Origin of the sequence: Thalassospira sp. UBA4513 (assembly GCF_002388495.1) — a bacterium.
Lineage (GTDB): Bacteria > Pseudomonadota > Alphaproteobacteria > Rhodospirillales > Thalassospiraceae > Thalassospira > Thalassospira tepidiphila.
Genome location: NZ_DGMR01000020.1, coordinates 35,139 through 60,666, shown reverse-complemented (window position 1 = coordinate 60,666; position 25,528 = coordinate 35,139). Strand labels below are relative to the sequence as shown.

Sequence of the window (25,528 nt, the reverse complement as noted above, 5' to 3'; positions counted from 1 at the left end):
CGGGAGGTTAATGACATACTGCCTTCAAGGGTGGGGATGACAGTTCGGATATGCGCAGGCAGTCGCTGGGCCAAGCGTTGGTGGGCGATTATTTGCGGCGGCTTTTTTTGTCGCGATACATCTCGAGATCGGCAATCGCCATCATGTCCTCAAGGCTTTTATCAAGCGGCTCGAAGAAGACCGACGCACCGGAACTGATTTGCGGTGTTTCGCGGATCGGGGATTTGGCGGTCGGCACGGTAAGTTTGACGTGATCAAGGGCGTTGCGCACACGGGTGACAATGGTCGTCAGATCGCCGCGATTGCGCACATAGCCGAGAACAGCGAATTCATCCCCGCCGATGCGCCCGCAAATATCAACCTCGCGGATGCTGTCTGTGATCGCCTTGCCAACGGCACGAAGGGCAGCATCCCCGGCGGCATGGCCGTAATCATCGTTCCAGTGTTTCATGTCATCAAGATCGATAAAGATGATCCCGATATTGTGGTGATAGCGTTTGGCGATGCGGATTTTCTGATGGGCCAGCATCTCAAACCCGGCGCGGTTGTTCATGCCGGTCAGCGGATCGGTCATCGAGAGGTTGCGCATGATTTCGTATTGCTCGTACAGGCGCAAATCGGCTTCGATCAGGTCGCGAAAGACCTCCATCAATTCCTGCAACGGGTTTTCATACTGCGTGGCTTTGGTGTCAAACACGCAAAGGGTCCCGAAAACCAGGCCATTTGGCCACAAAAGCGGCACCCCGAAATAGGAAATATAGCCTTCCTCGACGACTTCGGGATTGTCGGCCCATTCGGGCTTGTTGCTGGCGTCGGGTTCGTAAAAGGCTGACTTTGTGGCAACCACCCGGCGGCAATACAAATTGGCGTCAAGCGATTGCGGTTTTCCCGAAACTTCGGGAAACGGATTTTCCGGGTTCTTGCTTGTCAGGGCGGCGCGAAAACCGATCTTGTCATTATATTCGACAACATATCCGGCCGTGGCACCAAGAAGCTGCGTCATCAGGTCGACGACACGTTGCCACTTATCAAGCGACGCCTTCATCACCTCGTCCTGAGTGATCCAGTCGAATTTCCTAAGCAAGACCATCGCAAGTGCCTTTGTCCGAAGCCGATCAATCATCCTGATCGCCGTAATATACATTATAGCATGGTATTATTAGGACTATACGAAACCTCTTAACAAAATGCTTTCGCTTCAACATCTTGACGAGGGTGTTTCAGTCTCACGTATAGTTCTGCAAAATTGATGGTCTTTGGTGACTTTGGGGGCGCTTGTCGTGTTTTTGCCCCTTTTTCTTGCGATTGAAACCGCGAGGTTCCAAACTTGGCCGTAAAGCACGGTTAGTTCAGAAAAGCAGGAGACGCCCAGATGGCAGACGTGATCGATTATACGATCCATGGCGAAGAGATGCAGCTGGTTGAAATCGAACTCGATCCGGGCGAGGGCGTCCGGGCAGAAGCTGGCGCCATGATGTATATGAGCGATGGCATCGCCATGCAGACCGGTACCGGTGGCGGGCTGTTTTCCGGCTTCAAGCGCATGCTGACGGGCGAGGGATTCTTTATCACAAGCTTTGTCCATGAAGGATCGGGCAAGGGGCATGTCGCCTTTGCCGCCCCCTATCCGGGCAAGGTGGTGCCGCTTGATCTGGGTGAACATGGTGGTGAGATTATCTGTCAGAAGGATGCGTTTCTGTGCGCGGCATCGGGCATAGATATTGATATCGCCTTTTCCAAAAAACTCGGCGCAGGTCTTTTCGGTGGGGAGGGCTTTATCCTTCAACGGCTGAGCGGCGATGGCCTGGCCTTCATGCATGCGGGCGGCACGATTATTCGCAAGGATCTTAAGCCGGGCCAGACGCTTCGGGTGGATACCGGTGCGTTGGTCGCGATGACGCCATCGGTTGATTATTCGATCAAGTTTGTTGGCGGGTTTACCAACGCGCTGTTCGGCGGCGAAGGCCTGTTCGTCACGACCCTGGAAGGGCCGGGGACAGTTTGGCTGCAAAGCCTGCCATTCGCGCGTCTGGCAGACCGGATTGCCGCCGCCCTGCCACAGGATCGCAACAAGGGCTAGGGCATCGGGCCCTGCGTAATCCGATGCCGTTTCATGGTGTCAAAAACGGGTGGAGATATCGCCAGAACTTGGGCTTGCGCGATATCTCCACATCCTTTTCAGATCCCGACCGTAAGAATTTTTTGCAAGGTTTGGGCAAAAGGTAATACCAATTTCGGGCATCTCGGCGTAGGGTGTTTGCCAAATTTCTATCCGGTGCTGTCTTCCCCACAGATTTGAGGCGCACCGGGAAGCGACAGCCGCCATCAGGACCACACAGGCCGAAAGAGTAAAATCATGTCAGTTCGTGAATATGAACGTATCGAAACCCCGGAAAGTCTGATCAACGCCTTGCGCGAGATGCTTGGTGATCGGCTTTCGACGGCCGCATCCGTGCTTGAACAGCATGGCAAGGACGAAAGCTGGCATGAAGCATCGCCACCGGATGCTGTGGTCTTTGCCCACTCGACCGAGGAAGTGGCCGAGGTGGTCAAGCTGTGTGCTGCGCACGAAGTTCCGATTGTGCCGTTTGGTACCGGTTCGTCGCTTGAAGGGCATGTCGCCGCCCTGCGTGGGGGTATCTGCATTGACGTTTCACAGATGAACAACATCCTTGAGGTTAATAACGAGGATCTTGATTGCCGCGTTCAGGCCGGTGTGACCCGTGAACAGCTGAATGATCATCTGCGCGATACCGGGTTGTTCTTCCCGATTGATCCGGGTGCCAATGCCTCCATCGGCGGGATGACGGCGACCCGTGCGTCAGGTACCAATGCGGTGCGATATGGCACGATGCGTGAAAACGTCCTTAGCCTGACCGTGGTGACCCCGGATGGCAAAATCATCAAAACGGCCAACCGCGCGCGTAAATCATCAGCCGGTTATGACCTGACCCGTCTGTTTGTCGGTTCCGAAGGAACGCTGGGTGTTATCACCGAAATCGGCCTGAAGCTGTATGGTATCCCCGAGGCGATGTCGGCCGCCGTCTGCGCCTTCCCGACGGTGGAAGATGCGGTTAACACCGTCATCCTGACCATCCAGGCTGGCATTCCTGTCGCCCGTATCGAGTTCCTTGATCCGTTGCAGGTCCGTGCAGTGAATAACTATTCCAAGCTGGACCACAAGGAAGCCCCGACCCTGTTCTTCGAATTCCATGGCACCGAAGCCGGGGTGAAGGAACAGGCAGAATTCGTCCAATCGGTTGCCGAGGAATTCGGTGCCGAGGAATTCCAGTGGGCCACCCGCCAGGAAGACCGCAACAAGCTTTGGGCCGCACGTCACAAGGCCTATTACGCGTCGCTTCAGCTTGAACCGGGCAAGGCCGGCATGCCGACCGATGTCTGTGTGCCGATTTCCAAACTGGCCGAGGCAATTTCTGAAACCCGTGCTGATTGCGATGCCAGCCCGCTGACCTGCACGATCATCGGTCATGTCGGCGATGGCAACTTCCACACCCTGATCCTGCTGGATCCCGAGGATCCGGCCCAGATGGAAGAAGCCAACCGTCTGCACAAGCGCATGGTCGAACGGGCGCTTAAACTTGGCGGCACCTGCACCGGCGAACATGGCATTGGCTATGGCAAGCTTGATTTCATGGTGACAGAGCATGGCGAAGACACCATTGCCGTCATGCGGGCGATCAAAAACGCCCTTGATCCCAAAGGTCTGATGAATCCGGGCAAGCTGATCCCGGGTCTTGATATCATCAGACCAATAGGGATATCTCATTGAAAACGGGGCCATTTGGCCCCGTTTTTGTTTTCGGATCAGAACCGGAAGGAAAGCGAAAGCGACCCGAACTGGTCCGCCCCGCTTTGGGCGGTGAATTCCGGGGTGCGATAAACATGGGTGTAGGTCAGGCGCGCCTGACCGATGATCACGGCAAGACCGATCTGCAAATCACCAACCCATGGTTCCTTATCGACCGAAGCACTGTCAGCAAAGGTGTTGCCATCAAGGGTGATGTCACGCGCCACATAACGCCCGGCAAAACCGGCAAAGACATAACCGCTCAGCGGGAAGCCTTCGGTGTCGGGAACAAAGAAATCCGATCCCGGCAGGCTGGGGCGGATGCGCGGCGGGCCATAATCAGCCGGCAGGTCAAAGCCCATCCGGAACATCGTGCCCAGTTCCGCATTGGTAAAGGCGTTGCCCAGCGTCACGGCCCCGTGCGGGGTGGCGTCAAATTCAACACCCAACAGATCGGCTTCGAACCAGCCACGATATTTCCGTTCATAGGTCAGGCCAATTATCGGTTCGTTCTTGATCTGATTGTCCCAGCCTTCGGGGTGGGGGCTATTGATTTGCTTATGCACAAACGACTGCGTTTCATCGGCAAGCGATGCCGGACCAACCACGCCAAGGGTCAGTTCCAGCGTATCAATGCGCGAATAGTTACTATCCGATCCATTTTTCTGCAGACCAGTATCCGACAAAAGCCCCGCCGTGCCATACAGCATCCCGGCCCATGGGCGGTCATTGGGCTGATTTTCAGCAACCGTGATGTCGTCGGGCGTGTACATGGTCTGGCCCAAAGAATAGCTGGTGCGAATGCGCCCCTCGGATGCGAAAAACGGGATTTGCTTGGCAACGTTCAGAAAGCTCGCCGGGGCATTATCCTCTGGCGAGATAAAGGCAAGCCGCACACCGTTGGTGTAATGCTGATCACTGTTTGTCGGCGTGAACAGATCGTTTTCAACCGAAAGCGATACACCCCATTTGTCATCCGGGGTCCGGGTAGATTGCGGGCCATCGGCTGTATTGGTTTGTGCAAAAGCCCCTTGGGTACCCGCAAGCAGCGCGAACAGGGATGCGGAAACGGCGATAACGTGGCGGAGCGCACGGGCTTGATGCATGATCAAAAATAACTCGTAAATGCAGATGGTTGCCAGATGCTGATCTGTTGCCGACTGATCTTGGACAATTTATGGCAACGACGCCAGTGAAGTTTGCGGGTGCGTGATCGATATCTCGCTGCCTTATACGCAGGTCAATCGCCACAAAGCTTAAACTGCTGGTCGAGATATTTGTTCCCATGCATGCGTCGGTTCTGCGCAAATAATTTGCGCAACAAAAAACGCCGCCCTTGGAATGGGCGGCGTTTACAGATCAGTTAGCAGAAAGATGCTTACGGAACCTGACGGCGCAGGCGGGCGACTTCAGCCTGACTTTCATCGATGATCCCGCGATAGGCATGCCAGCTTGAAAAGCCCAGAAGCGGCATGGTGATGGCAAGCCCGAACAGGAAGACGACCATCCCGCAAGCAGACAGGATGGCAATCACGGCCCCCCATCCAATCAAAACCTTCCAGTTTTTGCGAAACGCCGAAACGCTGATGATAACGGCGGTAATCACATCGACATCGCGATCAACCAGAAGCGGGATCGATACCACCGATACCGCAAAGGCAATCACCGCCAACACCCCACCCAGCAAACCGCCGGTAATCAGGAAGGTGATTGCATCGCGCGAGAAGAAGGTTTGCCAGACCAGCACATCAAGCGATGGCATGGTGCCGTTGTAAAACAGGGCAAAAAGCAACATCGCAATGCGTGTCCACGCCAAAAAGAACAACATCAGCAAAACACCGATGGCGCCGATCTGGCCGGGATTGCGACGAAAACCATTCAGGCTGTGCCACAGGGTAACGTTTTCGCCCATCTCAAGACGGCGACTGGTTTCATAAAGTCCAACCGCAAGCACAGGTGCCAACAGCATAAAGCCCGCCGCAAGTGGCAAGGTCAGATAAGGTTCACCAGAACGGAAAATGCTGAGCACGATCAGCCAACCGGCAATGGTGCAAAACGCCCCATAGGTCAGGCCGATGGCCGGGGTTCGTTTGAAATCGCGCCAGCCTGCTTGCAGCCAGGCGCCTGATTGGTCGGTGGTGATGGTGCGTACAACGATTCCGCGTTGACCGGCGTCGACCGCTTTTTCCGGCGTTTCGATTATTGTATCGGTCATTTTAATCCTCCCTGTCGCGATTGCGTACAACGATCATCCGGGTGGAATGAAAGTCAGGATTGAATTCTTTTTCTGTTTTATAAAATGTATCATTTCGGAGGCCGATTTCCACCATCCAATTGATTTTAAACTACGTATTTCGCCGTTTGGTAAATTCGCAAATGGCGTTAAAGGTTTTCTTTCCGGGTATTCCGGTTCTATTTTTAATTTTTCAAAACAGTGCAATATCTGCCCGATGCTTGATCAAAGCCCTGCTTTGACACACATGAAGATGGTGCCGATGGAACTCATCGCACGATCCCGGCGTTACGGATGGATCAAGCTTGCCTGAAATTAGCTTTAATCTTTGGCCATTTTCTGTTGCGAGAGTCATCACGAGCCTTATGCTTTCGAACAAGAAATCAAACCTTTGTGGGTCGCGGCCTTTTTGGGCGGGGCGACCATGCGATCTAGCGGAGCCTGACTGTTGAAAAAAATCCTTGTCGCAATTGGTGCACTTCTCGTGGTTCTTGTCGCCGCGTTGCTGATCATTCCGTCATTGATTGACTGGAATGGCTATAAGGCCGAGGTCAGCCAGGCTGTTCGCGAGGCGACCGGACGTGAGCTTGATCTTGCGGGCGATCTGTCGATGTCGCTGATCCCGTCACCATCCCTGTCGGCAACGGATGTCAGCCTTGGCAATGTACCGGGCGCACAGGATGCCGAAATGGTGTCGATTGACGAGGTCCGGGTTTCCGTTGCGCTGATGCCGCTTTTGACCGGCAATGTGCAGGTGACCGAAGTCAGCCTGATCAATCCGGTGATCGCGATTGAGACCTTTGAAGATGGTTCGAACAATCTGGTATTTGACCCAGCGCAGGCCGCACGTTCCGGCCCGGACGCGGGAACGATCAGCACGCCGGGTACAGGTACTGAAACCACCCCGGCACCAGCCGAGAGCGCCGAGGGCAAGGCTGATGCTACGGACAGCACCGACAGTGATTTCGCCAGCACCATTCAGGTCGACCGTCTGGAAATTGAAAACGCGACCATCATCTATCGCGCGCCGGGCTCCGAAGAACGGATCGAGGGGCTTACCCTTGGTATATCGGCAGAGACCCTGAATGGCCCGATGGAGGGTGAAGGGTATGTTTTCTATCGCGGTATTCCGCTAACATTTGCGATGAATGTCGGGCAGATCAGCCAGACTGCACCGTTCCCGGTTAGCCTGAAACTGGGCATTGACGAGGTCGATGGTGGTGTCACCGTTGCCGGACGTGTCGATCTTTCAACGGATAATCCCGGTTTCGACGGCGAGATTGATGGCAATTTCGATGACCTGCGCGAAGCCGCCCTTCGGATTGCCGGCGACGATGCCGACATTCCCGATATAGCGGCCAAGCCGTTTGATCTTGGCGGGCACATCACGGCCAATGCCAAATCGGTAACGCTCAATGATCTTTCGATCCGGTTTGGTGAAACCCGCGGATCTGGCGCGATTGCCATCGATCAGGAACCGAGCCTCAATGCCGATGTTGCGCTTCGCTTCAATCAGCTTGATCTTGATAGCATCCTTGTTCTGGCCGATATGGGCAATACAGGCGCATCGCCTGCGTCCAGTGACGCCAACAGCGCGCCGGAAGCATCAAGCGACGCGGCAGGTGGCGCACAATCGATCCCGTCGCAAAGCTCGGTCAAGAAAAACGGTGCTGCCAATGCACCGGCGATCCCGGCGGATTTGAAGGCGTCGATCGATTTTGAAGTCGAAACCCTGATCTACAACCAGACGCCGGTCCATAATGCGCGGATCAACGCCGCAATTGCCAATAGCAAGATCACGCTGAACGAAGTCTCTGCCGGTCTTCCCGGCGGGACAGATGTATCTGTCTTTGGCAGCATTTCGGGTAATACGCCGGACTTGAGTGCCGCACTTAGCTATGAAGTGGCATCCGAAAACATTCGTGCGGTCATGCGTTGGTTGGGTGTTGATGTCGACGGCATTCGTGCTGATCGTCTTCGCCGGTTCTCCTTGACCGGCGGGATCAAGGGCACATCCGAACAACTCAATATTTCCGATCTTGATCTGCGGGTCGATGATACCGCCATTCGCGGGGCCGTTGTTGCCAATCTCGGCGGATCGGGCCTGCCTGCCTTGGGCATTGGTCTGAAGCTCGACCGGATCAACCTTGATCAGTATATCGCAGCTGCGCCGGATGCGGACGTTTCCGTCTCTACGACTTCTGAGGCGGGCGGCAATACATCGACCGGTGCTGCATCTTCATCGGATGCGGGCAATGCGTCTGCTGCCAAGCAGGATATGGTCAAGATCATCAAGGATGCGCTGGCACCGCTTGAGGGCATGGCCGCAAATTACCGACTGGCCGCTGACGAGATCATCTCCTCTGGCGTGTCGGTACGTGGCATTTCAATTGATGGCAGCCTCAATGGTCCGAATATTACCCTGACCAATTTTGCGGTTGCCGATGCAGCAGGCCTTGCCGCCAGTGCAAAGGGCGCATTCAACGGTTCGGCCGATGTGCCGGCATTTGATAATTTGTCCGTGCGTATCACGGCCAAAACGCTGGAGCCGCTGGCGAAGCTGACGGGTATTACCCTCCCGGCACCGGCAAGCAGTTACAAGAGTGTTCAGGCAAATCTGGACCTGAATGGCCCGGTCACCGGGCCGAGGGTTGCGCTTGATGTGTCCAACCCGCTTTTGCAGGTTGCTCTTGATGGCGTAGTTTCCGAGATGCTCGGCAGTAATCCCGGCATTGATGGCAAGCTTGCCGTTCAGGCATCCAGCCTGAACCGTGCGCTGGAGCTTTTGGCACCAACCTACACGCCATCGGGCAATCTCGGCCGACTGGCAGTTTCCGGCACTGTGAAGGGCAATGCGCAGAATGTCGCGGTCGATGGGCTGAAGCTTATCCTCGGCGCATTTGAAACGTCGGGCAACGTGCGCTTTGATGCTTCACAGGCACAGCCCAAGCTTTCTGTCGCACTTTCCGGTGGCAAGCTTGTGGTGGATCCGTTCCTGCCAGCAGAAAAGCGTGCAAGCCTGATGCCCGGTATGGGCAGCGGCCCGCGCAAGGCAGCGTTCAATCTGCCGAAAACCACGATGGTTACGCGCGTTGATGCCCGCGACGGCACGCCGTGGGATGACACCGTGATTGATGTCTCGGCCCTTCGTTCGATTGATGCTGATATTGCGGTTGCCCTGGATCAGCTTGATTTCGATACCTACAGCCTGATCAATCCGGATCTGAAGGCAACGTTGGTTAACGGGCTTCTCAGCATTCCGAGCTTTACCGGGCTTCTGGGGCAGGGGGATCTTGCGATTAACGGCACCTTTGATGCGCGCAACACTGATGTGCCCAAACTGGCCCTTGCCGGTCGTTTGGACAGTGCGCGGATCGAAAGTCTGGTGCCGATCCGGGTGGCAAGTGACACCATCCTTGGCGGACTGGGACTGACATTTGATGCCAATGCGCAGGGCAATACATCCCGCCGTCTGGTGTCGGCCCTGAACGGTACAGCCAATCTGGTTCTGAACAATGTGCGGTTCAGTAATGCCGATAAACGGCCGCCGGATCCGCGCCTGAATATCGAAGCACTTCTGCGTCAGGGCCCGCAGGCCATGGTGGTTGAAGGTGTTGGCAACAACGATCTCATGCAATCGCTTGAAGCCGACATGACCATCACTAACGGCATTGCCAAAACCACCCGTGTCGAAGCACTGTCGCGGGTCGGCACAGCGGATGCGGATGCGACCCTTGATTTGCCGCGCTGGGTGATGGATACGCAGGCTGATTTCGATTTCTCCGAAAAGATCGAAGAATTGCCGCCGTTCAGCGTCTATGCCAAAGGCAAGATCGATGATCCGGTCATCACCGGACGCATGGACAAGGTTGCCGTTCGGGTTCTCGACAACCTGATCGACAAGGCACTGGGCGGCAGCGGATCAAGCAATGATTCATCGGGAACGGGTGGCTCTGGTGGCGGCTCTGCCGAGGATGCGGCCAAAGGCCTGCTGAAGGGGCTTTTGAACCAGTTCGGTCGCTGATATCAAATCCCTTGAAAATGTTGGAAAACGGCCCCGTTTTGTGGGGCCGTTTTTCTTTATCCTCAAAGACTTATCCGAAGGTCGTCATAAAACAGCAAAAAAACCTTAACAAAGAGGTCCGGCTTCGACATGATCCGCCCGTCGATTCCCTTTGATGGTAACGGTTGATTATGTCGGTAAAGAAAACTGCTCTGGATAAGGATCTCAAGTGGCAAAAACGCATGGATGCGGGGCTGGGTGAAACAGCATCGATCAGTGCGAAGCTTGGTCTGGCACTTGTCTTCCTGCTTGCCTGTAGTGCGTTTGTCGCCTTTCACATGGGCGGACTGCCGCAAAGTGGCTTCCTGATCGCCGCCGCCGTTATCGGTGGTTATATGGCGCTGAATATCGGGGCCAACGACGTTGCCAACAATGTTGGTCCGGCTGTGGGTTCCAAGGCGCTGACCATGGTTGGTGCCCTTTTGATTGCGGCCATATTCGAGGCCGCCGGTGCGATCATTGCCGGTGGCGATGTTGTCGGCACGATCAAGAACGGCATTATTGATCCCACCCAAATGCCCGATGCCCAAACCTTTGTCTGGGCGATGATGGCAGCCCTTCTGGCCGCGGCCCTTTGGCTGAACCTGGCGACCTGGTTTGGCGCGCCGGTCTCAACCACGCATTCGATTGTTGGTGGTGTCATGGGGGCTGGTATGGCCGCCGTTGGCATTGGGGCGGTAAACTGGCCGACCATGGGCACAATCGCCGCAAGTTGGGTGATCTCGCCGGTTCTGGGTGGTTTGATTGCTGCCGGGTTCCTGGCCTTTATCAAATTCCGCATTCTTTACACCGAAGACCGCGTGACCGCTGCACGCAAATGGGTTCCGATCTTGGTCGGCGTTATGGTCTCGGCCTTCACGATGTATCTGATGATGAAGGGTGTGAAGAAAATCTGGAAGGCCGAAACACCGGTTGTGATCGCCATTGGTGTTGCCGCGTTCTTCCTGACCGTGATCCCGGTTCGCAAGGCCGTCTTCCGTGCTTCGGCCAGCATGACCGGCCGTCGCAAGGAAATCGCATCGCTGTTTCGCATTCCGCTTGTCGTCTCAGCAGCCTTGCTGTCCTTTGCGCATGGCTCGAACGATGTTGCCAACGCGATTGGTCCGCTGGCCGCCATTGTTTCCGGTGTTGATAGCGGTCAGATCGTGACCTCGGCCCCGATCCCGATCTGGGTGATGGTCATCGGCGCGCTTGGTATTTCTGCCGGTCTGATCCTGTTTGGTCCGAAACTGATCAAGACGGTTGGATCAAAGATCACCAAGCTTGATCCGATCCGTGCCTATACCGTGGCATTGTCGGCGGCCCTTACGGTGATTGTCGCATCTGCACTGGGTCTTCCCGTCAGTTCGACCCACATTGCGGTTGGTGCTGTGTTCGGGGTTGGTTTCCTGCGTGAAAGCCTGTCGCATCGCCGTCGTAAGGTCGCATCGCCGATGTTGGTGGACCGTCCGGAAAACGAACAGGGCGATGAACATATCGAAGCGCTTCGTCAGATTGACCCGAGTGAGGCCGAAAAGGCCGAGAAGAAAATGCGCAAGCGTCTTCTGGTGCGTCGTCGCTATGCGGTGACGATTGCAACCGCGTGGGTGGTGACGGTTCCGGCCGGTGCCTTCCTCGGCGCGCTTCTGTTCTTCACCATTCGTGGCATCATGCTGTAACTTAAAACGAATATGGTTTCGCGGCGCGGCGCCCCATTTTCCCCGGGGCGACTTGCAGCGATCTGCAGCGGCGATCAGGTTTTCCTGATCGCCGTTTTTCCTTGACCGGACCTTGGTCTGCGCGTAAACAGCCGCACCAAAGTTACACAGAATCCGTTCGTGATCGTCGCCCAGTATGGTGGGCCGCGAGTTTTGTTATGCGTGGGTTCATTTGATGAGAAGGGCTAACAGATGAAAGCGATCATTTTCGGTGTCCTCGCCATGGCGGTGACCGTTGTTGCATCGAACATTCTGGTCGAATACCCGCTGCCCGGCGTTCTGGCGGACTGGCTGACCTATGGTGCCTTTACCTATCCGGTCGCTTTCCTTGTTACGGACCTGACCAACCGTGCCCGCGGTGCGGCGGCGGCACGGGTTGTCGTGCTGGCCGGTTTTGCGCTGGCGGTTGTTCTGTCCCTGATCGTTGCGGATACGCGCATTGCCATCGCATCGGGTTCGGCGTTTCTGATTGCCCAGATGCTTGATGTGACCGTGTTTGACAAACTGCGCCGTGCAAGCTGGTGGAAAGCACCGCTGGTGTCTTCCGGCATCGGGTCGGCGGTTGATACCGCCTTGTTCTTCTCGATCGCGTTTGCCGGTACGGGTCTTCCGTGGGATACCTGGGCGATGGGTGATTTCGCTGCCAAGATGATCATGGCGCTTACCTGTCTGGCGCCGTTCCGTCTTTTGATGACGGTGATTACACCGCGCACTGATGCGGAACCGGCCCGCGGCTGATATCGGTTTGGACCCTAAGGCGTATCAGATATGCCGTCCGTGACCTTGTGATTTCTTCTGAAGGGGCGCATAACACGCCCCTTCATTTGTTTTTTTAATTGAGCGGAATTTCCCTGATCCATGAAAGTCGATCTGTTCGATTTTGAATTGCCGCGCGAACGCATTGCCGAACATCCGGCCAATCCGCGTGATGCTGCCCGTATGCTTGATTTGTCAGGCGAAGGAATGCAGGACCGCATCGTGCGCGAATTGCCCGATATTTTGCGTTCCGGTGATCTGCTGATTTCAAATGATACGCGTGTGATCCCGGCCCGCCTGTTTGGCAAACGTGGGGATGCCAAGGTTGAGGTTACCCTGCATAAACAGGAAGGCCTTGGCACCTGGGTGGCCTTCGCCAAACCGGCCAAGAAGCTGCGCATCGGGGAAACCTTCAAGGTCAATGACGAATTCGAAGCCGAAGTTCTTGCCAAGAAGGACGGCGGCGAAGTGACCCTGCGCTTTAACAAATCCGGTGCTGACCTGATTGCGGCACTCGAAAAATACGGCGTGATGCCGCTGCCGCCCTATATCCGGCGTGACGCCGGTGGCGATGATCAGGATAAATCAGATTATCAGACCATCTTTGCCCAAAAGGATGGCGCGGTGGCAGCCCCGACGGCGGGTTTGCATTTTACCCCGGAACTTCTGGCCAATCTGGATGCGCGCGGGATCAATCGCCGGACGATTACGCTTCATGTCGGGGCGGGTACCTTCCTGCCGGTCAAGGTCGATGATACCGATGATCACAAGATGCATGCCGAATGGGGTTCGATCAGCAAGGAAATCGCCGATCTGATCAACGAGACGCACGCCAATGGCGGGCGTGTGGTTGCGGTCGGGACCACGTCTCTGCGTCTGCTCGAAAGTGCGGCGCGCGAGGACGGGGTGGTTGAACCGTTCGAGGCAGAGACCGACATCTTTATCACGCCCGGTTATAAATTCCGCGCAGTGGATATGTTGCTGACCAATTTCCACCTGCCGCGTTCGACCCTGTTTATGCTGGTGTCGGCCTTTGCCGGGTTTGAGCGGATGAAGGCGGCCTATCAGCACGCTATCGACAACGAATACCGTTTTTATTCCTATGGCGATTGCAGCCTGCTTGAATGCGCCAACAAAATTGATGCACGGACATAAGAACCGATGACCGAATTTCGCTATGAATTGCTTGCCCAGGATGGCAAGGCCCGTCTGGGGCGCATCCACACCGCGCACGGCGTGATTGATACGCCGACTTTCATGCCGGTGGGGACGGCCGCCACGGTGAAGGGCATGCTGCCGGAAAACGTTGCCGACACGGGTGCGCAGATCCTTTTGGGCAATACGTACCACCTGATGCTGCGTCCGGGTGCAGAACGCATCGCACGTCTGGGGGGCCTGCACAAATTCATGAACTGGGACAAGCCGATCCTGACCGATAGCGGTGGGTATCAGGTGATGTCACTGGCGAAGCTGCGCAAGATCACCGAAGAAGGTGTGACGTTTAAAAGCCATATCGACGGGCGCAAGTTCAACCTGACACCCGAACGCTCGATGGAAATCCAGCATCTTTTGGGATCGACCATCACCATGGCGTTTGATGAATGCACCCCGTTCCCGGCAACCGAACAGCAAGCGCGCGAAAGCATGCAGATGTCGATGCGCTGGGCAAAGAGGTCGAAGGATGCGTTTGTTAACCGCGAGGGCTATGCGCTTTATGGCATTCAGCAGGGCAGCGTTTTTGAAAACCTGCGGCGTGAAAGCTCCGAAAAGCTGGCTGAGCTCGACCTGCCGGGCCACTCGGTTGGTGGTCTTGCGGTGGGCGAAGGCCAGCAGATCATGTTTGATACGCTTGATTTCTGCGTTGATATGCTGCCTGCCAACAAGCCGCGCTATCTGATGGGGGTTGGCAAGCCGTCCGATCTTGTCGGTGGGGTGATGCGCGGGATCGATCAGTTTGACTGTGTGCTGCCGACCCGGTCCGGGCGCAATGCACAGGCCTTTACCCATCGCGGGACGCTGAACCTTAAAAACGGCCGCCATCGCGATGATGATCGTCCGCTGGATGATCAGTGCGGCTGCCCGGCCTGCACGAAATATTCGCGTGCCTATCTGCATCACCTGATCAAGGCGGGGGAAATCCTCGGTGCGGTTCTGCTGACCTGGCATAACCTTGCTTATTATCAGGACTTGATGCGTGGCATGCGCGAAGCGATTGCCGACGGACGCATGGACGCCTTCGCGCGCGATTTCCATGCCGGACAGGAAGGCGGGGACATCGATCCCATGCCGATTATCGAGGACTAAGCCATGGCTGATCAAACCATCTACGACAACCTGACCATGCTGGGCGGTGACACCCAACAGCCGGCATCGCCAGACGAAGCGGTTCTGGAACGCGTACAAAACCCTCAGGCCGGAACCGATTATTGCGTGCGGTTTGTCGCACCTGAATTCACATCCCTTTGCCCGATCACCGGCCAGCCGGATTTCGCCCATCTGGTGATTGATTATGTGCCCGGTGACTGGCTGGTTGAAAGCAAGTCGCTGAAGCTTTTCCTGACGTCGTTCCGCAACCATGGATCTTTCCATGAAGATTGCACGATCAAGGTCGGCAAGCGGATTGTCGAAACCCTTGATCCGAAGTGGCTGCGTATCGGGGGGTATTGGTATCCGCGCGGCGGGATTCCGATCGACGTGTTCTACCAGACCGGACCGGCACCCGAAGGTGTCTGGATCCCCGAACAGGGCGTGGCCCCGTATCGCGGGCGGGGCTAGAGCCTGCGTTTATGAGTTTGTTAAAAAGGCCGCAGCATCATGTTGCGGCCTTTTGCGTTATGATTGGAAGGCGATATAACGCGCCAAAGAATAAACAGGCCGGATGATTGAACGGATGCCATGACCACCAGGACGCGCCAAAATATCACGTTTGAACTGCTTCAGGCCAAAGCCCGTGAAATCGGCTTTGATGTCTGTGGTGTGGCGCGTCCGAAAATTGATGCGCGTAATCAGCAACGTCTTGATGAATTTGTCGCGGGTGGTGAATACGGTTCGATGGCGTGGATGAATGATCCTGAACGCCTGCCGCGCCGGCGCGACCCGGAAATGCTGTGGCCCGATGTCAAATCAGTGATTGTCCTTGGTAGTAATTATGGCCCGGCGGAAAATCCGATGGCACTGCTGGATCATCCCGACCGGGCGATGATTTCGGTTTATGCCAAGAACAAGGACTATCACGACCTGATCAAAAAGCGCCTGAAGCAGTTGGCACGCTGGGTTATTGAACAGTCGGGCGGGGCGGAACAGGTCAAGGTTTTCGTCGATACTGCGCCGGTTCTCGAAAAGCCGTTGGGGCAGGCATCCGGGATCGGGTGGCAGGGAAAGCACACCAACCTTGTGTCGCGCGAATTTGGCAGTTGGCTGTTTCTGGGCGAGATTTTTACGACCCTTGATCTGCCGGAAGCCGAACCGGAAGTCGATCATTGCGGGTCGTGCACCAAATGCCTGTCGGCCTGTCCGACCGATGCCTTTCCGGCCCCCTATAAGCTTGATGCGCGCAGGTGCATTTCGTATCTGACGATTGAACATGACGGGCCGATCCCGCGGGAATTCCGCAAACCGATGGGCAATCGCATTTATGGCTGTGATGATTGTCTGGCCGTGTGCCCGTGGAACAAGTTTGCCAGCCGGACCGAAGAACTGGCCTTTATCCCGCGCGTCGAACTGACGGCACCAAGGTTGGCCGATTTCCTTGATCTGGATGACGCCGGGTTTCGGGCGTTCTTTACCGGATCGCCGATCAAGCGCATCGGTCGGGCGAACTTCCTGCGCAATGTTCTGATTGCAGCCGGCAATAGCAAGGCGCCGCGCCTGATCCCGCGCATTGAAAATCTGCTATCAGATGAAAGTGCCCTGATCCGTGCCAGTGCGGTCTGGGCCCTGTCGCAACTGATGAGTGCTGCTGAATTTGCCAGTCTCAAGGACATTCACGCTAAAATCGAAAGTGACCCGGTTGTTCTGGCGGAATGGGATCAGGCCAGTAACGCCGACTGATCACAATTGCATATCGAACTTCACGAAATTGAAGTGATAACGAAGCCCGCCCTTGGCATCGGCAAAGGCAATGCCATAGCCCGGCCCAAGCGGGTTGGGGTCCTGAAGCTCTTCTTCTTTTTCATGGCGGAAATCAAGCGGTTCACCCGACTGGGTGCTGTTGCCCAAAACAAACGGGACGCCCAGCCAGGTACCTGTTGCCGGGCGATGCAGATGGCCAAAGAACAGATGTTTGATTTGCGGGTTGCTTGATACGATTTCACCAAGTGCGTCTTCGGCATCCAGGCGAATGGTATCCATAAATGGCAGGCCCATTGCCATCGGCGGATGATGCATGAACAGGAAGGTTGGCGTGTCCCGATGTGCCGTTAGTTCGTCGCGCAGCCAGTCAAGGCGTTGCGCACAAAGCGTGCCGTGATGATGGCCGGGCACGATGCTATCCATCATGACAAAACGCACGCCGTTGAAGGTTTGCCCGAAATTGACAAAGCCATGGGTGTCGGTTTCCGTTGTCGGGAAGGCATCACAAAATGCTTCGCGGATGTCGTGATTGCCCGGAATAATCAGATAGGGAATGGCAAGATCAGATAAAATATCGACAGCATTTTCATACTGTTCCGGCGTCCCTCGGTGGGTGATGTCGCCGGTGATGATGCAGATTTCCGCGTCGCTGTGATAGGTGTTTACCTCGTCAATGACCTTGCGGAGTGTCGCGGCCGCATCAGGCAAGCGCGACACATCATTTCGCGCCAGAATATGAAGGTCGGAAAGATGTATGAATTTCATGTCGATGCCCTATCATGGCGGAAAGCTTTTGAAATCATGGTCGTTTTTGCGCCGGAATTAAAGATTTAAACACCGATGGAAGATGCCGTTCGTAAAAGATCAGTGACAATTGCCGGCCACCGGACGAGTTTTTCGCTTGAAGATGCCTTCTGGGAAGAACTGGTCGGCATTGCACAGCGTCGCGCCATGACATTGGCCGAACTGGTTGTCGAAATTGATACCGACCGCGAAGGCAACTTGTCGAGTGCATTGCGGCTGTTTGTCCTGCGCGACCTGCAAAATCGGTTGGCAGGTGGCGCGGGCGAAGTTGAACGGTCCGATCCTGAAAGCCTCAGCGACCGGAATTAAGCAGGGCATCCATGTGTGGCATCTCGGGCTCAACCCAACCAGAAAATCACAGTGCCGTGGATGCGATGCTCCAACGTCTTGCCCATCGGGGGCCGGACGGTTCGGGTGTCTGGTCTGACCCAAATGGAAAGATCGCCCTTGGCTGCGTACGCCTTGCCACCACCGATCTGACGGGGCAGGCCAACCAACCGCTTATCAGCACGGACGGGCGATTTGTTCTGGTTTTCAACGGCTATATCGGGGGACATCGGTGCAGGATACAGGCGGCAACCCGCGACGGCCTGGCATTCCAAACCCGGAATGATGCGGAACTTGTTCTGCAGTTGATGTCCGGCGCAATCCGGCAGGGAAATGATCCTGCACAGGTACTCCAAACCTTGTCGGGGCAATATGCGCTTGCATTGTGGGATGTGGCGCAATCCTGCCTGTGGCTGGCGCGTGACCCGCTGGGCATCAAGCCGCTCTATGTTTTGAGCCGTCCAGACGGTCATATTGCCTTTGCATCAGAGATATCGGCGTTTTCTGCAATTTCTCCGCTGGTGCGTGATGAGAGAGTCAAATCGACATATCTTGCCCATCTGTTTGTGCCTGCACCGAACACCGGGAAAGAGGCCATAAAACTTCTTCCGCCCGGCACGCTCATGCGCTGGCAGGCGGGCGAGGTTTCCACAGGCCACATCGCGCACCCGGCATATCGGGCCGACAAGGCTTTGCAGATGCCGACGGCGGGCGGTTTGTTGTCTGCTGTTCGTCATTCGGTTGCCGACGCGATGGATGCGGATTGCGAATTGGGATGTCTGGTTTCGGGGGGGCTGGATAGTGCGGGTGTCGCGGCATTGGCGTGCGATATTGCGCGCGAACGCGGACAGAGTATTCCCAAGGCATTCGTGATGGGGTTTGATGATCCGGCCATTGATGAAACGGAGGCTGCGCAAAAACTCTGTCGGCATCTCGGCCAAGAACTGCATGTCGTTGCAGCCCCGACGCAGCCAGAGGACATCTATCAGGAGCTTGTGGCGGCCTTGCGCAGTGTTGGTGGGCCGTTTGCCAATCCGTCGATTGTTCTGATGCGATGCCTTGCAAAAGCGGTGAGCAGGGATGTCAAAGTATGTCTGTCAGGCGATGGCGGGGATGAGCTGTTTGGTGGTTATCCGCGATATCGGGCCGCACAGCTTTACGAGACATATTGGCGCCATGTGCCAAGACCGATTAGGCGACTGACGGCAAAGCTGTATGGCGCGGACAGTCGACGAGAATTTCATCGCTTTCTTGCTGGTGGATCAGGGGCGCGCAATCATGCCTTCGCCTTCTGGAACAACCGGTGTGTGATGCCCGAATGCGACGCCAGAATTGCGCAGCATCCTGATATAGGTGGCAGCCTGACAGACGCGATGATGCATTTTGATCGCGATGTGACGCTTCCGGGCAATCAGCTTTTGATGTCGGATCGTTGCGGGATGGCCCATGGGCTTGAATATCGCTTGCCGCTTTTGGGGCACGATGTTGTGCGCATCGCCGCGGCAGTGCCAGCCAAGCAACACCTTAAATACGGTCCCAAACCCCTGTGGCGTCAGGCAATCACCCCCTATCTGCCAGCGGGGCATGTTCAACACCACAAAATCGGGTTTAATCCGCCCGTCGCGACGTGGCTTTTGGGTGTTGCCCGATATCTGTGGGGGGATGAGAACCGAATTCTTGAGGCGATCTTCGCCGATGTCGCCATTACGCAGGGTCACAAGACGGCGTATTGGAAGCGTGCTGTTTCGGGCAAAGATCTGGATATGGCGCTTAGTGTCTGGGCGCTGATGGTCTGGCAAATCTGGCTTGAAGTGGATGGATCAGATATGTGGCGCGCTGCTGATACTGCGTGATCTGCGATACAGATTGAGTGCAGTCAGGGCCGTCGGGGCCAGTTGCACCACTTGGCGCGAGAGTGACAGCAGGCGGTCTTCATCCGGGTCATTGTCTTCGAATACGGATTGGGTGGTTTCGCAAAGTTCGGAAAGCTGGCGCAATCCAAAGGTGCCGGATGTGCTTTTAAGCGCATGAACTTCGTTGCGCACCGTGGTCATGTCATCCTCTGACAGGGCCTTATCGATCTTGACCAGACGGGATTCCGTTTCATTGATGAAAATCTCGATGCCGCATCCCGCACCTTCATCCCCGGCATCGGTGTAAAGCTGTTCAAGAATACGCACATCAAGAACCGGACTGGTCAGGGATTCTGGGCGATACGGACGACCGATCCGTGCGCCCTTGCTGCGTTTTTGGGCTGCGTTCGGATCGCCTGTGGTGCCGCTGCGCCGGGTGATCAGTTCCTGCATGGTTTTGATCAGTTTTTGCCGCTGGATGGGCTTGTTGATGAAATCATCAACACCCGACTGGCGGGCAATAACATTCCAGTCACGCGACTGATGGGCGGATAATGCAATGATCGGCGTGCGCGAAACCGGACCACTCATATGGCGGATGCGGCGGGTGGTGTGCAGCCCGTCCATATCGGGCATTTCGACATCCATCAGGATCAGGTCGGCATTCACCCCGCGCTTGAGCATGTTCAGCACCGTCTGGCCATTGCTGGCCTCGACAATGCCATATCCCTCGGCCTGCAGAATGCGGCGTGCCACCATGCGGTTGCTTTCGCTGTCATCGGCAATGATGACGGTGCCGATTTTGGCATCATTGGCAGAGCTGGCCGCTTCAAGACGTTCGGACTGAGGGACTTGCGGCTTGACGAAGCACACTGAAAGCATGCCGCCATCGGCAAGTTCGGTCTCATTGAAGATCAGGTCTTCCTCGGCAATTCCGGAGATCAATTGTTCCCAAGCCGGATTGGCAAAGACAATCCGTTCGTCTGCATCAAACAGCGCAATGCCTGTCTGTGCCTGATTAAGGGCCTCGATGATCTTCGTTTCCATTGGACATCGACCGATTCGGCGCCCCGGTTTCCATCAAAGGGCGCATTTGAATTTTCCGTATGAAACGCAAAGGTTTCATTTGTGAGTCCAGTTATTTTTACAGTTTTTTCTAATAAGTCCATGTTTTTTAGGCGTCACACCTAATGTCCCGGTCCCAAAGATGAAACAGAGATGCGAAACATATGTTTCGTACGTTTTATTTTTTGAAACATCTGTTGTGTGTGGCGGCAGCCTGTGGCGTAATCTTGGTCTTCCTGACAGGGCATGGATATTCGGGTGATGGGTTTGCAAACTGATCTGCGTGAAAAGCTTATTTCGGATTACGCAAAGCTTAGTCCGCAAATGCAAAAGGCTGCGCGCTATATCCTGGATCATCCAAATGATGTCGCCTTGCGTTCCATGCGGGCACTGGCCCGTGCGGCAAATGTGCCGCCAAGTACGGTCACCCGGTTGATGACTGCGATTGGCGTCGAAACCTGGCAGGACTTCCGGGATCATTATCAAAGCCGGTTGCTTGATCAGCCCGCAAGCTACGCCCGGCGCGCGCGCGAAACGCAAAAGACCGACAATGATGTCGACCGGGACCAGCATCTTCTTGAAAGCATTTGCCGCACCGAAATCGACAATATCAGCGACGCTTACGCGCCGGATCTTGTGTCACGCATGATTGCCACCTGCGAGGCGATTGAAAACGCCCGGCAGGTCTTCATCGTCGGGCGGGGTGCGGCATACCCGGCTGCCTTCCAGTTTGCCTATGCCTACCGGCTGTTTTGCGACAATGGCGTCCTGGTCGATGGCCATTCCGGTACTTTTGGCGATGAACTGCGCGGTATCGGGCGACGTGACATCATGATTGCTGTCGGGGCAAAACCCTATATCCGCGATACGGTGCGTGCGGTTGAGTTTGCCCGCTCCCAACACTGCCCGGTCATCGCAGTGACAGACTCTGATGTTTCACCGATTGCGATGGATGCGCATTGCAAACTTGTGGTGCGCGACACCTCGCAGTCCTTCTTCCAAAGTTTTACCGCCGCCCTTTCCGTGATGCAGGCCCTTGTTGCCCTGCTGGTTGCGCGGGGTGGCCCCAAGGCCCTGCAACGGATTGCCGCTGCAGAAGAACAACTCGCTGTCTTTGATACATATCTCGAAGACTAGTCACTTCACGGAACGCCCGATCATGACCAACGCGTCAAACTCTGCCCAATCCTCTGCCCCGGTCCCGAATGCCGGAACCCGTGTTCTGCACCGCACGAGCACATCCATTCCGCCGCGCGCCGTCAGGGGCGAGGGGATCTATATTTTTGACCAGAACGGAAAGAGTTATCTTGATGCTTGCGGTGGGGCGGCTGTGTCATGCCTTGGTCATTCTGACCCGGATGTCCGTGCTGCCATGCATGCGCAGATTGATCAGATTGCCTATGCCCATTCCGGGTTCTTTTCATCCGATGCGATGGAAGAACTGGCCGATGAACTGGTCGCATCGGCGCCCGAAGGCATCGACAAAGTCTATTTTGTTTCTGGCGGGTCGGAGGCCACTGAGGCCGCGCTTAAAATGGCGCGCCAGTATTTTCTCGAAATCGGGCAGCCGGACCGTAAATACGTCATTGCCCGTCGCCAATCCTATCACGGCAATACACTTGGCGCGTTGTCGGTTGGAGGCAATATGTGGCGGCGCAAACAGTTTGAGCCACTTTTGATCACCGCAAGTCACATCGCACCTGTTTATCAGTATCGCGATCAGCGTGACGATGAAACGCCAGAGGCCTATGGCCTGCGTGTTGCCAATGAACTGGAAACCGCGATCCTTGAACTTGGGGCGGAAAGCGTGGCGGCATTCGTGGCCGAACCGGTTGTCGGGGCAACGGCAGGGGCACTGGCACCGGTGCCGGGCTACTTCAAGCGCGTTCGCGAAATTTGTGATCAGTATGGTGTGTTGCTGATCCTTGATGAGGTCATGTGCGGCATGGGACGCACCGGCACCCTGCATGCGATTGAGCAGGAAGGCATTTCTGGCGATCTACAAACCATCGCCAAGGGACTTGGGGCAGGTTACCAGCCGATTGGTGCCGTGCTTGTGTCAAAGAAAATCAACGATGCCATTGCCAATGGATCGGGTTTCTTCCAGCACGGTCACACGTATCAGGGGCATGCAACAGCATGTGCGGCTGCGCTTGCGACCCAACGCGCCATCAAGGAACGCAACCTTCTGACCAATGTCGTCAAACAGGGGGAAAACCTTGTCGCGGCACTTGAGGCAAAACTCGGCCAGCATCCGTTTGTTGGTGATATCCGTGGACGCGGCCTGTTTCGCGGGGTGGAGCTTGTCGCGGACCGTGAAACCAAGGACCCGTTTGATCCTACCCTTAAAATCAATGCCAAGATCAAGAAGGCGGCCTTTGCACGCGGTCTGATGGCCTATCCGATGGGCGGCACGATTGATGGCGTTCGCGGTGACCATGTGTTGTTTGCCCCGGCCTTCATCATTGATGAAAACGATGTCGCCAAGATTGTCGATCTGTTTGCAGCTGCGCTTGATGATGTCTTTAAGGCCGAGGGAATGGTGTGATGGGATATGGTGACAAACCGTTTCTGATTGCCTCGGCCCCAAATGGTGCGCGCAAGACAAAGGCCGATTTGCCAAACATTCCGATCACGCCGGCCGAAGTCGCAAGGACGGCTTTGGAATGCAAGGCCGCCGGTGCATCGATGATGCATCTGCATGTCCGCGATGAGGATCAAAAACACAGTCTGGATGTTGGTCGTTATCGCGAAATGCTGACCGAGGTCAGATCATCGGTTGGTGACGATATGCTGTTGCAGGTCACGACCGAGGCGGTTGGCATCTACACAGCCCAGCAGCAGATGGAAATGATCAGAAACCTGCGGCCAGAGGCGGTATCAATCGCTGTGCGTGAAATTGCACCCGTTGATGCTGACCTCAATGCGGTCAAATCGTTTTTCGAGTTCATGCGCGAAGCCAAAATCGCACCGCAACTGATCCTGTATGCCCCCGAAGATATTTCGCGCTTTAACCAGCTTGTTGAAATCGGCGTTCTGCCCGGCGACAAATTCCCGGTCTTGTTCGTGCTGGGGCGCTACACCGAAGGGCAGGTGTCGCAACCCTTTGAACTTTTGCCGTTTATCGGGGCCAGTTCATATGTCTCGGAATGGATGTTGTGTGCGTTTGGGCCTTATGAAAACGCCTGCATTCTGACGGGCGCTGGACTGGGTGGTCATGCGCGTATCGGATTTGAAAATAATCACCTTAGGGTTGACGGATCGCCTGCTTCGAACAATGCTGATCTTATTGCCCAGGCACATGATGGTTCGATCCTGATGGGGCGGAAGATCGCGACAGGTGAACAGGCCCGCCAGATTATGCAACCCATGTGGTAGGAGGGGCAAAAAGAACCGGACAATACGCACAAATACTGAATTTCGTCAGGAGGTTTCGGGGTTATAGGGTTTTATTCCGCCAAGTCGGACACTATAATCCCCATCGTCGAAACATCTGATTTTTCTGATGTTTCCGTTTGATTCAGTTGTTCGATGTCGAACATTTGAATGCCTGATAATAGGGTGTAAAAAGGGAGCGAATCCTAATGAAAAAACTTATCGCTGTAGCGGGTGCAGTCGCTGCGATTGCTGGCGCCTCGCTGTTTGCCGGTCAGGCCTCGGCACAGGAAAACCGTTTCATCACCATCGGTACCGGTGGTGTGACTGGTGTGTACTATCCGACCGGTGGCGCGATCTGCCGTCTGGTCAACAAGGATCGCAAAGAGCACGGCATTCGTTGCTCGGTCGAATCCACGGGTGGTTCGGTCTACAACATCAACACCATTCGTACCGGCGAGCTGGACATGGGTGTTGCCCAGTCTGACTGGCAGTACCATGCCTATAACGGGACTTCGAAATTCGAAGACCAGGGTCCGTTCGAAGACCTGCGCGCTGTATTCTCCGTCCATCCGGAGCCGTTCACCGTTGTTGCCCGTGCAGATGCCGGCATCAAGACCTTTGACGACCTCAAAGGCAAGCGCGTGAACATCGGTAACCCGGGTTCCGGTCAGCGCGGCACCATGGACATCGTTCTTGCTGCCAAAGGCTGGACCCTTGATGACTTCTCGCTGGCATCCGAACTGAAGCCGGCTGAGCAGTCCCAGGCGCTTTGCGACAACAAGATCGACGCGATGATCTACACCGTTGGTCACCCGTCCGGCTCGATCCAGGAAGCAACCACTGCCTGTGATTCGGTTCTGGTTGAAGTTGCTGGCCCTGAAATTGAAAAGCTGATCGCTGACAACCCTTACTACCGTGCAGCCACCATCCCGGGCGGCATGTATCGTGGTAACCCGGATGACGTTGTGACCTTTGGTGTCGGTGCGACCTTTGTGTCCTCGACCAACACCGATGCCGACATCGTCTACAACGTTGTCAAAGCAGTCTTTGAAAACTTCGACGACTTCAAAAAGCTGCATCCGGCATTTGAAGTCCTGAAAAAAGAAGAAATGATCAAGGACGGCCTGTCGGCTCCGCTGCATGACGGCGCAGCTCAGTACTACAAAGAAGCTGGCCTGATGTAATCAGGCTTGGGACGGAGGGCGTTTGTCGCCCTCCGTTTTTCTTTTGCGCCCGACGGGTTTGCTCACAAAAATTGAATAAAATGAACACCGCCATTTAGGTGTTGGAGTACTCCGTAGGGGACCGGGTGTGTGTCGACGGAGGCTTTTTGTTTCTGGACCCCCAGTTCAAATGGCTTTCGTAGTGACCGGGAGTTTGTGATGACTGACGACAAGAATACGGAAAATGTGTCCGTCGATCAGGGGCTGCAGGACCTGATTGCGGAAAATGATACAGGGGCCCGTCAGCCGA

General features: G+C 55.6%; 21 protein-coding genes. 16 read left to right on the top strand and 5 right to left on the bottom strand.

All coding sequences use genetic code 11. From position 1 onward, the window contains the following. Positions 1-88: 88 nt before the first annotated feature. Entirely contained in the window at positions 89-1,123 is a 1,035-nt protein-coding gene (locus B2T33_RS07550; RefSeq protein WP_252723964.1) for a sensor domain-containing diguanylate cyclase, read from the bottom strand. 249 nt (positions 1,124-1,372) lie between these two features. Here B2T33_RS07550 and B2T33_RS07545 point away from each other — a divergent pair, with 249 nt between their 5' ends. Both B2T33_RS07545 and B2T33_RS07540 read left to right on the top strand, forming a co-directional pair. After that, a complete protein-coding gene (locus tag B2T33_RS07545; RefSeq protein ID WP_063088864.1) occupies positions 1,373-2,080 on the top strand; it encodes a TIGR00266 family protein in 708 nt (235 codons plus the stop codon). 276 nt (positions 2,081-2,356) lie between these two features. Continuing rightward, a complete protein-coding gene (locus tag B2T33_RS07540; RefSeq protein WP_286791627.1) occupies positions 2,357-3,790 on the top strand; it encodes an FAD-linked oxidase C-terminal domain-containing protein in 1,434 nt (477 codons plus the stop codon). A gap of 35 nt (positions 3,791-3,825) precedes the next feature. Here B2T33_RS07540 and B2T33_RS07535 read toward each other — a convergent pair whose 3' ends face one another. Further along, positions 3,826-4,914, bottom strand: a complete 1,089-nt coding sequence (locus B2T33_RS07535; protein ID WP_197145579.1) for a lipid A deacylase LpxR family protein — start codon at positions 4,912-4,914, stop codon at positions 3,826-3,828. A gap of 272 nt (positions 4,915-5,186) precedes the next feature. Beyond that, positions 5,187-6,023 carry a DUF2189 domain-containing protein gene (locus tag B2T33_RS07530; RefSeq protein ID WP_120224508.1) on the bottom strand — a complete coding sequence of 279 codons (837 nt, stop codon included), beginning with the start codon at positions 6,021-6,023 and terminating at the stop codon, positions 5,187-5,189. Positions 6,024-6,069: 46 nt separating this feature from the next. Here B2T33_RS07530 and B2T33_RS07525 point away from each other — a divergent pair, with 46 nt between their 5' ends. From B2T33_RS07525 to queG, 8 genes are all read left to right on the top strand, one after another. Further along, positions 6,070-6,354, top strand: coding sequence for a hypothetical protein (locus B2T33_RS07525; protein WP_197145577.1), 285 nt, complete (start codon positions 6,070-6,072; stop codon positions 6,352-6,354). A 135-nt stretch (positions 6,355-6,489) separates the two neighbouring features. Continuing rightward, positions 6,490-10,065, top strand: a complete 3,576-nt coding sequence (locus B2T33_RS07520; RefSeq protein ID WP_286791626.1) for an AsmA family protein — start codon at positions 6,490-6,492, stop codon at positions 10,063-10,065. A 170-nt stretch (positions 10,066-10,235) separates the two neighbouring features. After that, complete coding sequence (locus B2T33_RS07515) at positions 10,236-11,762, top strand: inorganic phosphate transporter (protein ID WP_040822812.1); 1,527 nt, start codon at positions 10,236-10,238, stop codon at positions 11,760-11,762. 231 nt (positions 11,763-11,993) lie between these two features. Next, positions 11,994-12,539, top strand: a complete 546-nt coding sequence (locus tag B2T33_RS07510) for a VUT family protein (protein ID WP_064779569.1) — start codon at positions 11,994-11,996, stop codon at positions 12,537-12,539. Between the two features lie 120 nt (positions 12,540-12,659). Further along, positions 12,660-13,712, top strand: a complete 1,053-nt coding sequence (gene queA / locus B2T33_RS07505) for a tRNA preQ1(34) S-adenosylmethionine ribosyltransferase-isomerase QueA (RefSeq protein ID WP_286791625.1) — start codon at positions 12,660-12,662, stop codon at positions 13,710-13,712. 6 nt (positions 13,713-13,718) lie between these two features. Then, complete coding sequence (gene tgt / locus B2T33_RS07500; RefSeq protein WP_197145574.1) at positions 13,719-14,861, top strand: tRNA guanosine(34) transglycosylase Tgt; 1,143 nt, start codon at positions 13,719-13,721, stop codon at positions 14,859-14,861. A gap of 3 nt (positions 14,862-14,864) precedes the next feature. Next, a complete protein-coding gene (queF, locus tag B2T33_RS07495) occupies positions 14,865-15,332 on the top strand; it encodes a preQ(1) synthase (RefSeq protein WP_120224514.1) in 468 nt (155 codons plus the stop codon). Positions 15,333-15,452: 120 nt separating this feature from the next. Further along, positions 15,453-16,607 carry a tRNA epoxyqueuosine(34) reductase QueG gene (queG, locus tag B2T33_RS07490; protein ID WP_286791624.1) on the top strand — a complete coding sequence of 385 codons (1,155 nt, stop codon included), beginning with the start codon at positions 15,453-15,455 and terminating at the stop codon, positions 16,605-16,607. Here queG and B2T33_RS07485 read toward each other — a convergent pair whose 3' ends face one another. Then, positions 16,608-17,393 carry a phosphodiesterase gene (locus B2T33_RS07485; RefSeq protein ID WP_286791623.1) on the bottom strand — a complete coding sequence of 262 codons (786 nt, stop codon included), beginning with the start codon at positions 17,391-17,393 and terminating at the stop codon, positions 16,608-16,610. Between the two features lie 75 nt (positions 17,394-17,468). Here B2T33_RS07485 and B2T33_RS07480 point away from each other — a divergent pair, with 75 nt between their 5' ends. Together B2T33_RS07480 and asnB are read left to right on the top strand one after the other, a co-directional pair. Then, positions 17,469-17,741, top strand: a complete 273-nt coding sequence (locus B2T33_RS07480) for a ribbon-helix-helix domain-containing protein (RefSeq protein WP_197145571.1) — start codon at positions 17,469-17,471, stop codon at positions 17,739-17,741. 11 nt (positions 17,742-17,752) lie between these two features. Next, on the top strand, positions 17,753-19,612 hold the full coding sequence (gene asnB, locus B2T33_RS07475; protein WP_286791622.1) for an asparagine synthase (glutamine-hydrolyzing): 1,860 nt from the start codon (positions 17,753-17,755) through the stop codon (positions 19,610-19,612). Here the strand turns inward: asnB and B2T33_RS07470 are convergent. Next, a complete protein-coding gene (locus B2T33_RS07470; protein ID WP_064779562.1) occupies positions 19,580-20,659 on the bottom strand; it encodes a response regulator in 1,080 nt (359 codons plus the stop codon). The two genes, asnB and B2T33_RS07470, sit on opposite strands and share 33 nt — an antisense overlap. 279 nt (positions 20,660-20,938) lie before the next feature. Between B2T33_RS07470 and B2T33_RS07465 the strand changes: the two genes are divergently transcribed. The 4 genes from B2T33_RS07465 (at position 20,939) to B2T33_RS07450 (ending at position 25,239) form a co-directional block, all read left to right on the top strand. After that, on the top strand, positions 20,939-21,814 hold the full coding sequence (locus tag B2T33_RS07465; RefSeq protein WP_064779979.1) for a MurR/RpiR family transcriptional regulator: 876 nt from the start codon (positions 20,939-20,941) through the stop codon (positions 21,812-21,814). Positions 21,815-21,836: 22 nt separating this feature from the next. Beyond that, positions 21,837-23,225, top strand: a complete 1,389-nt coding sequence (locus B2T33_RS07460) for an aspartate aminotransferase family protein (RefSeq protein WP_286791621.1) — start codon at positions 21,837-21,839, stop codon at positions 23,223-23,225. Then, positions 23,225-24,055, top strand: coding sequence for a 3-keto-5-aminohexanoate cleavage protein (locus B2T33_RS07455; protein ID WP_197145568.1), 831 nt, complete (start codon positions 23,225-23,227; stop codon positions 24,053-24,055). The genes B2T33_RS07460 and B2T33_RS07455 overlap by 1 nt, the downstream gene beginning before the upstream one ends. Positions 24,056-24,261: 206 nt before the next feature. Further along, a complete protein-coding gene (locus tag B2T33_RS07450; RefSeq protein WP_008889649.1) occupies positions 24,262-25,239 on the top strand; it encodes a TAXI family TRAP transporter solute-binding subunit in 978 nt (325 codons plus the stop codon). The last annotated feature ends 289 nt before the right edge of the window (positions 25,240-25,528 follow it).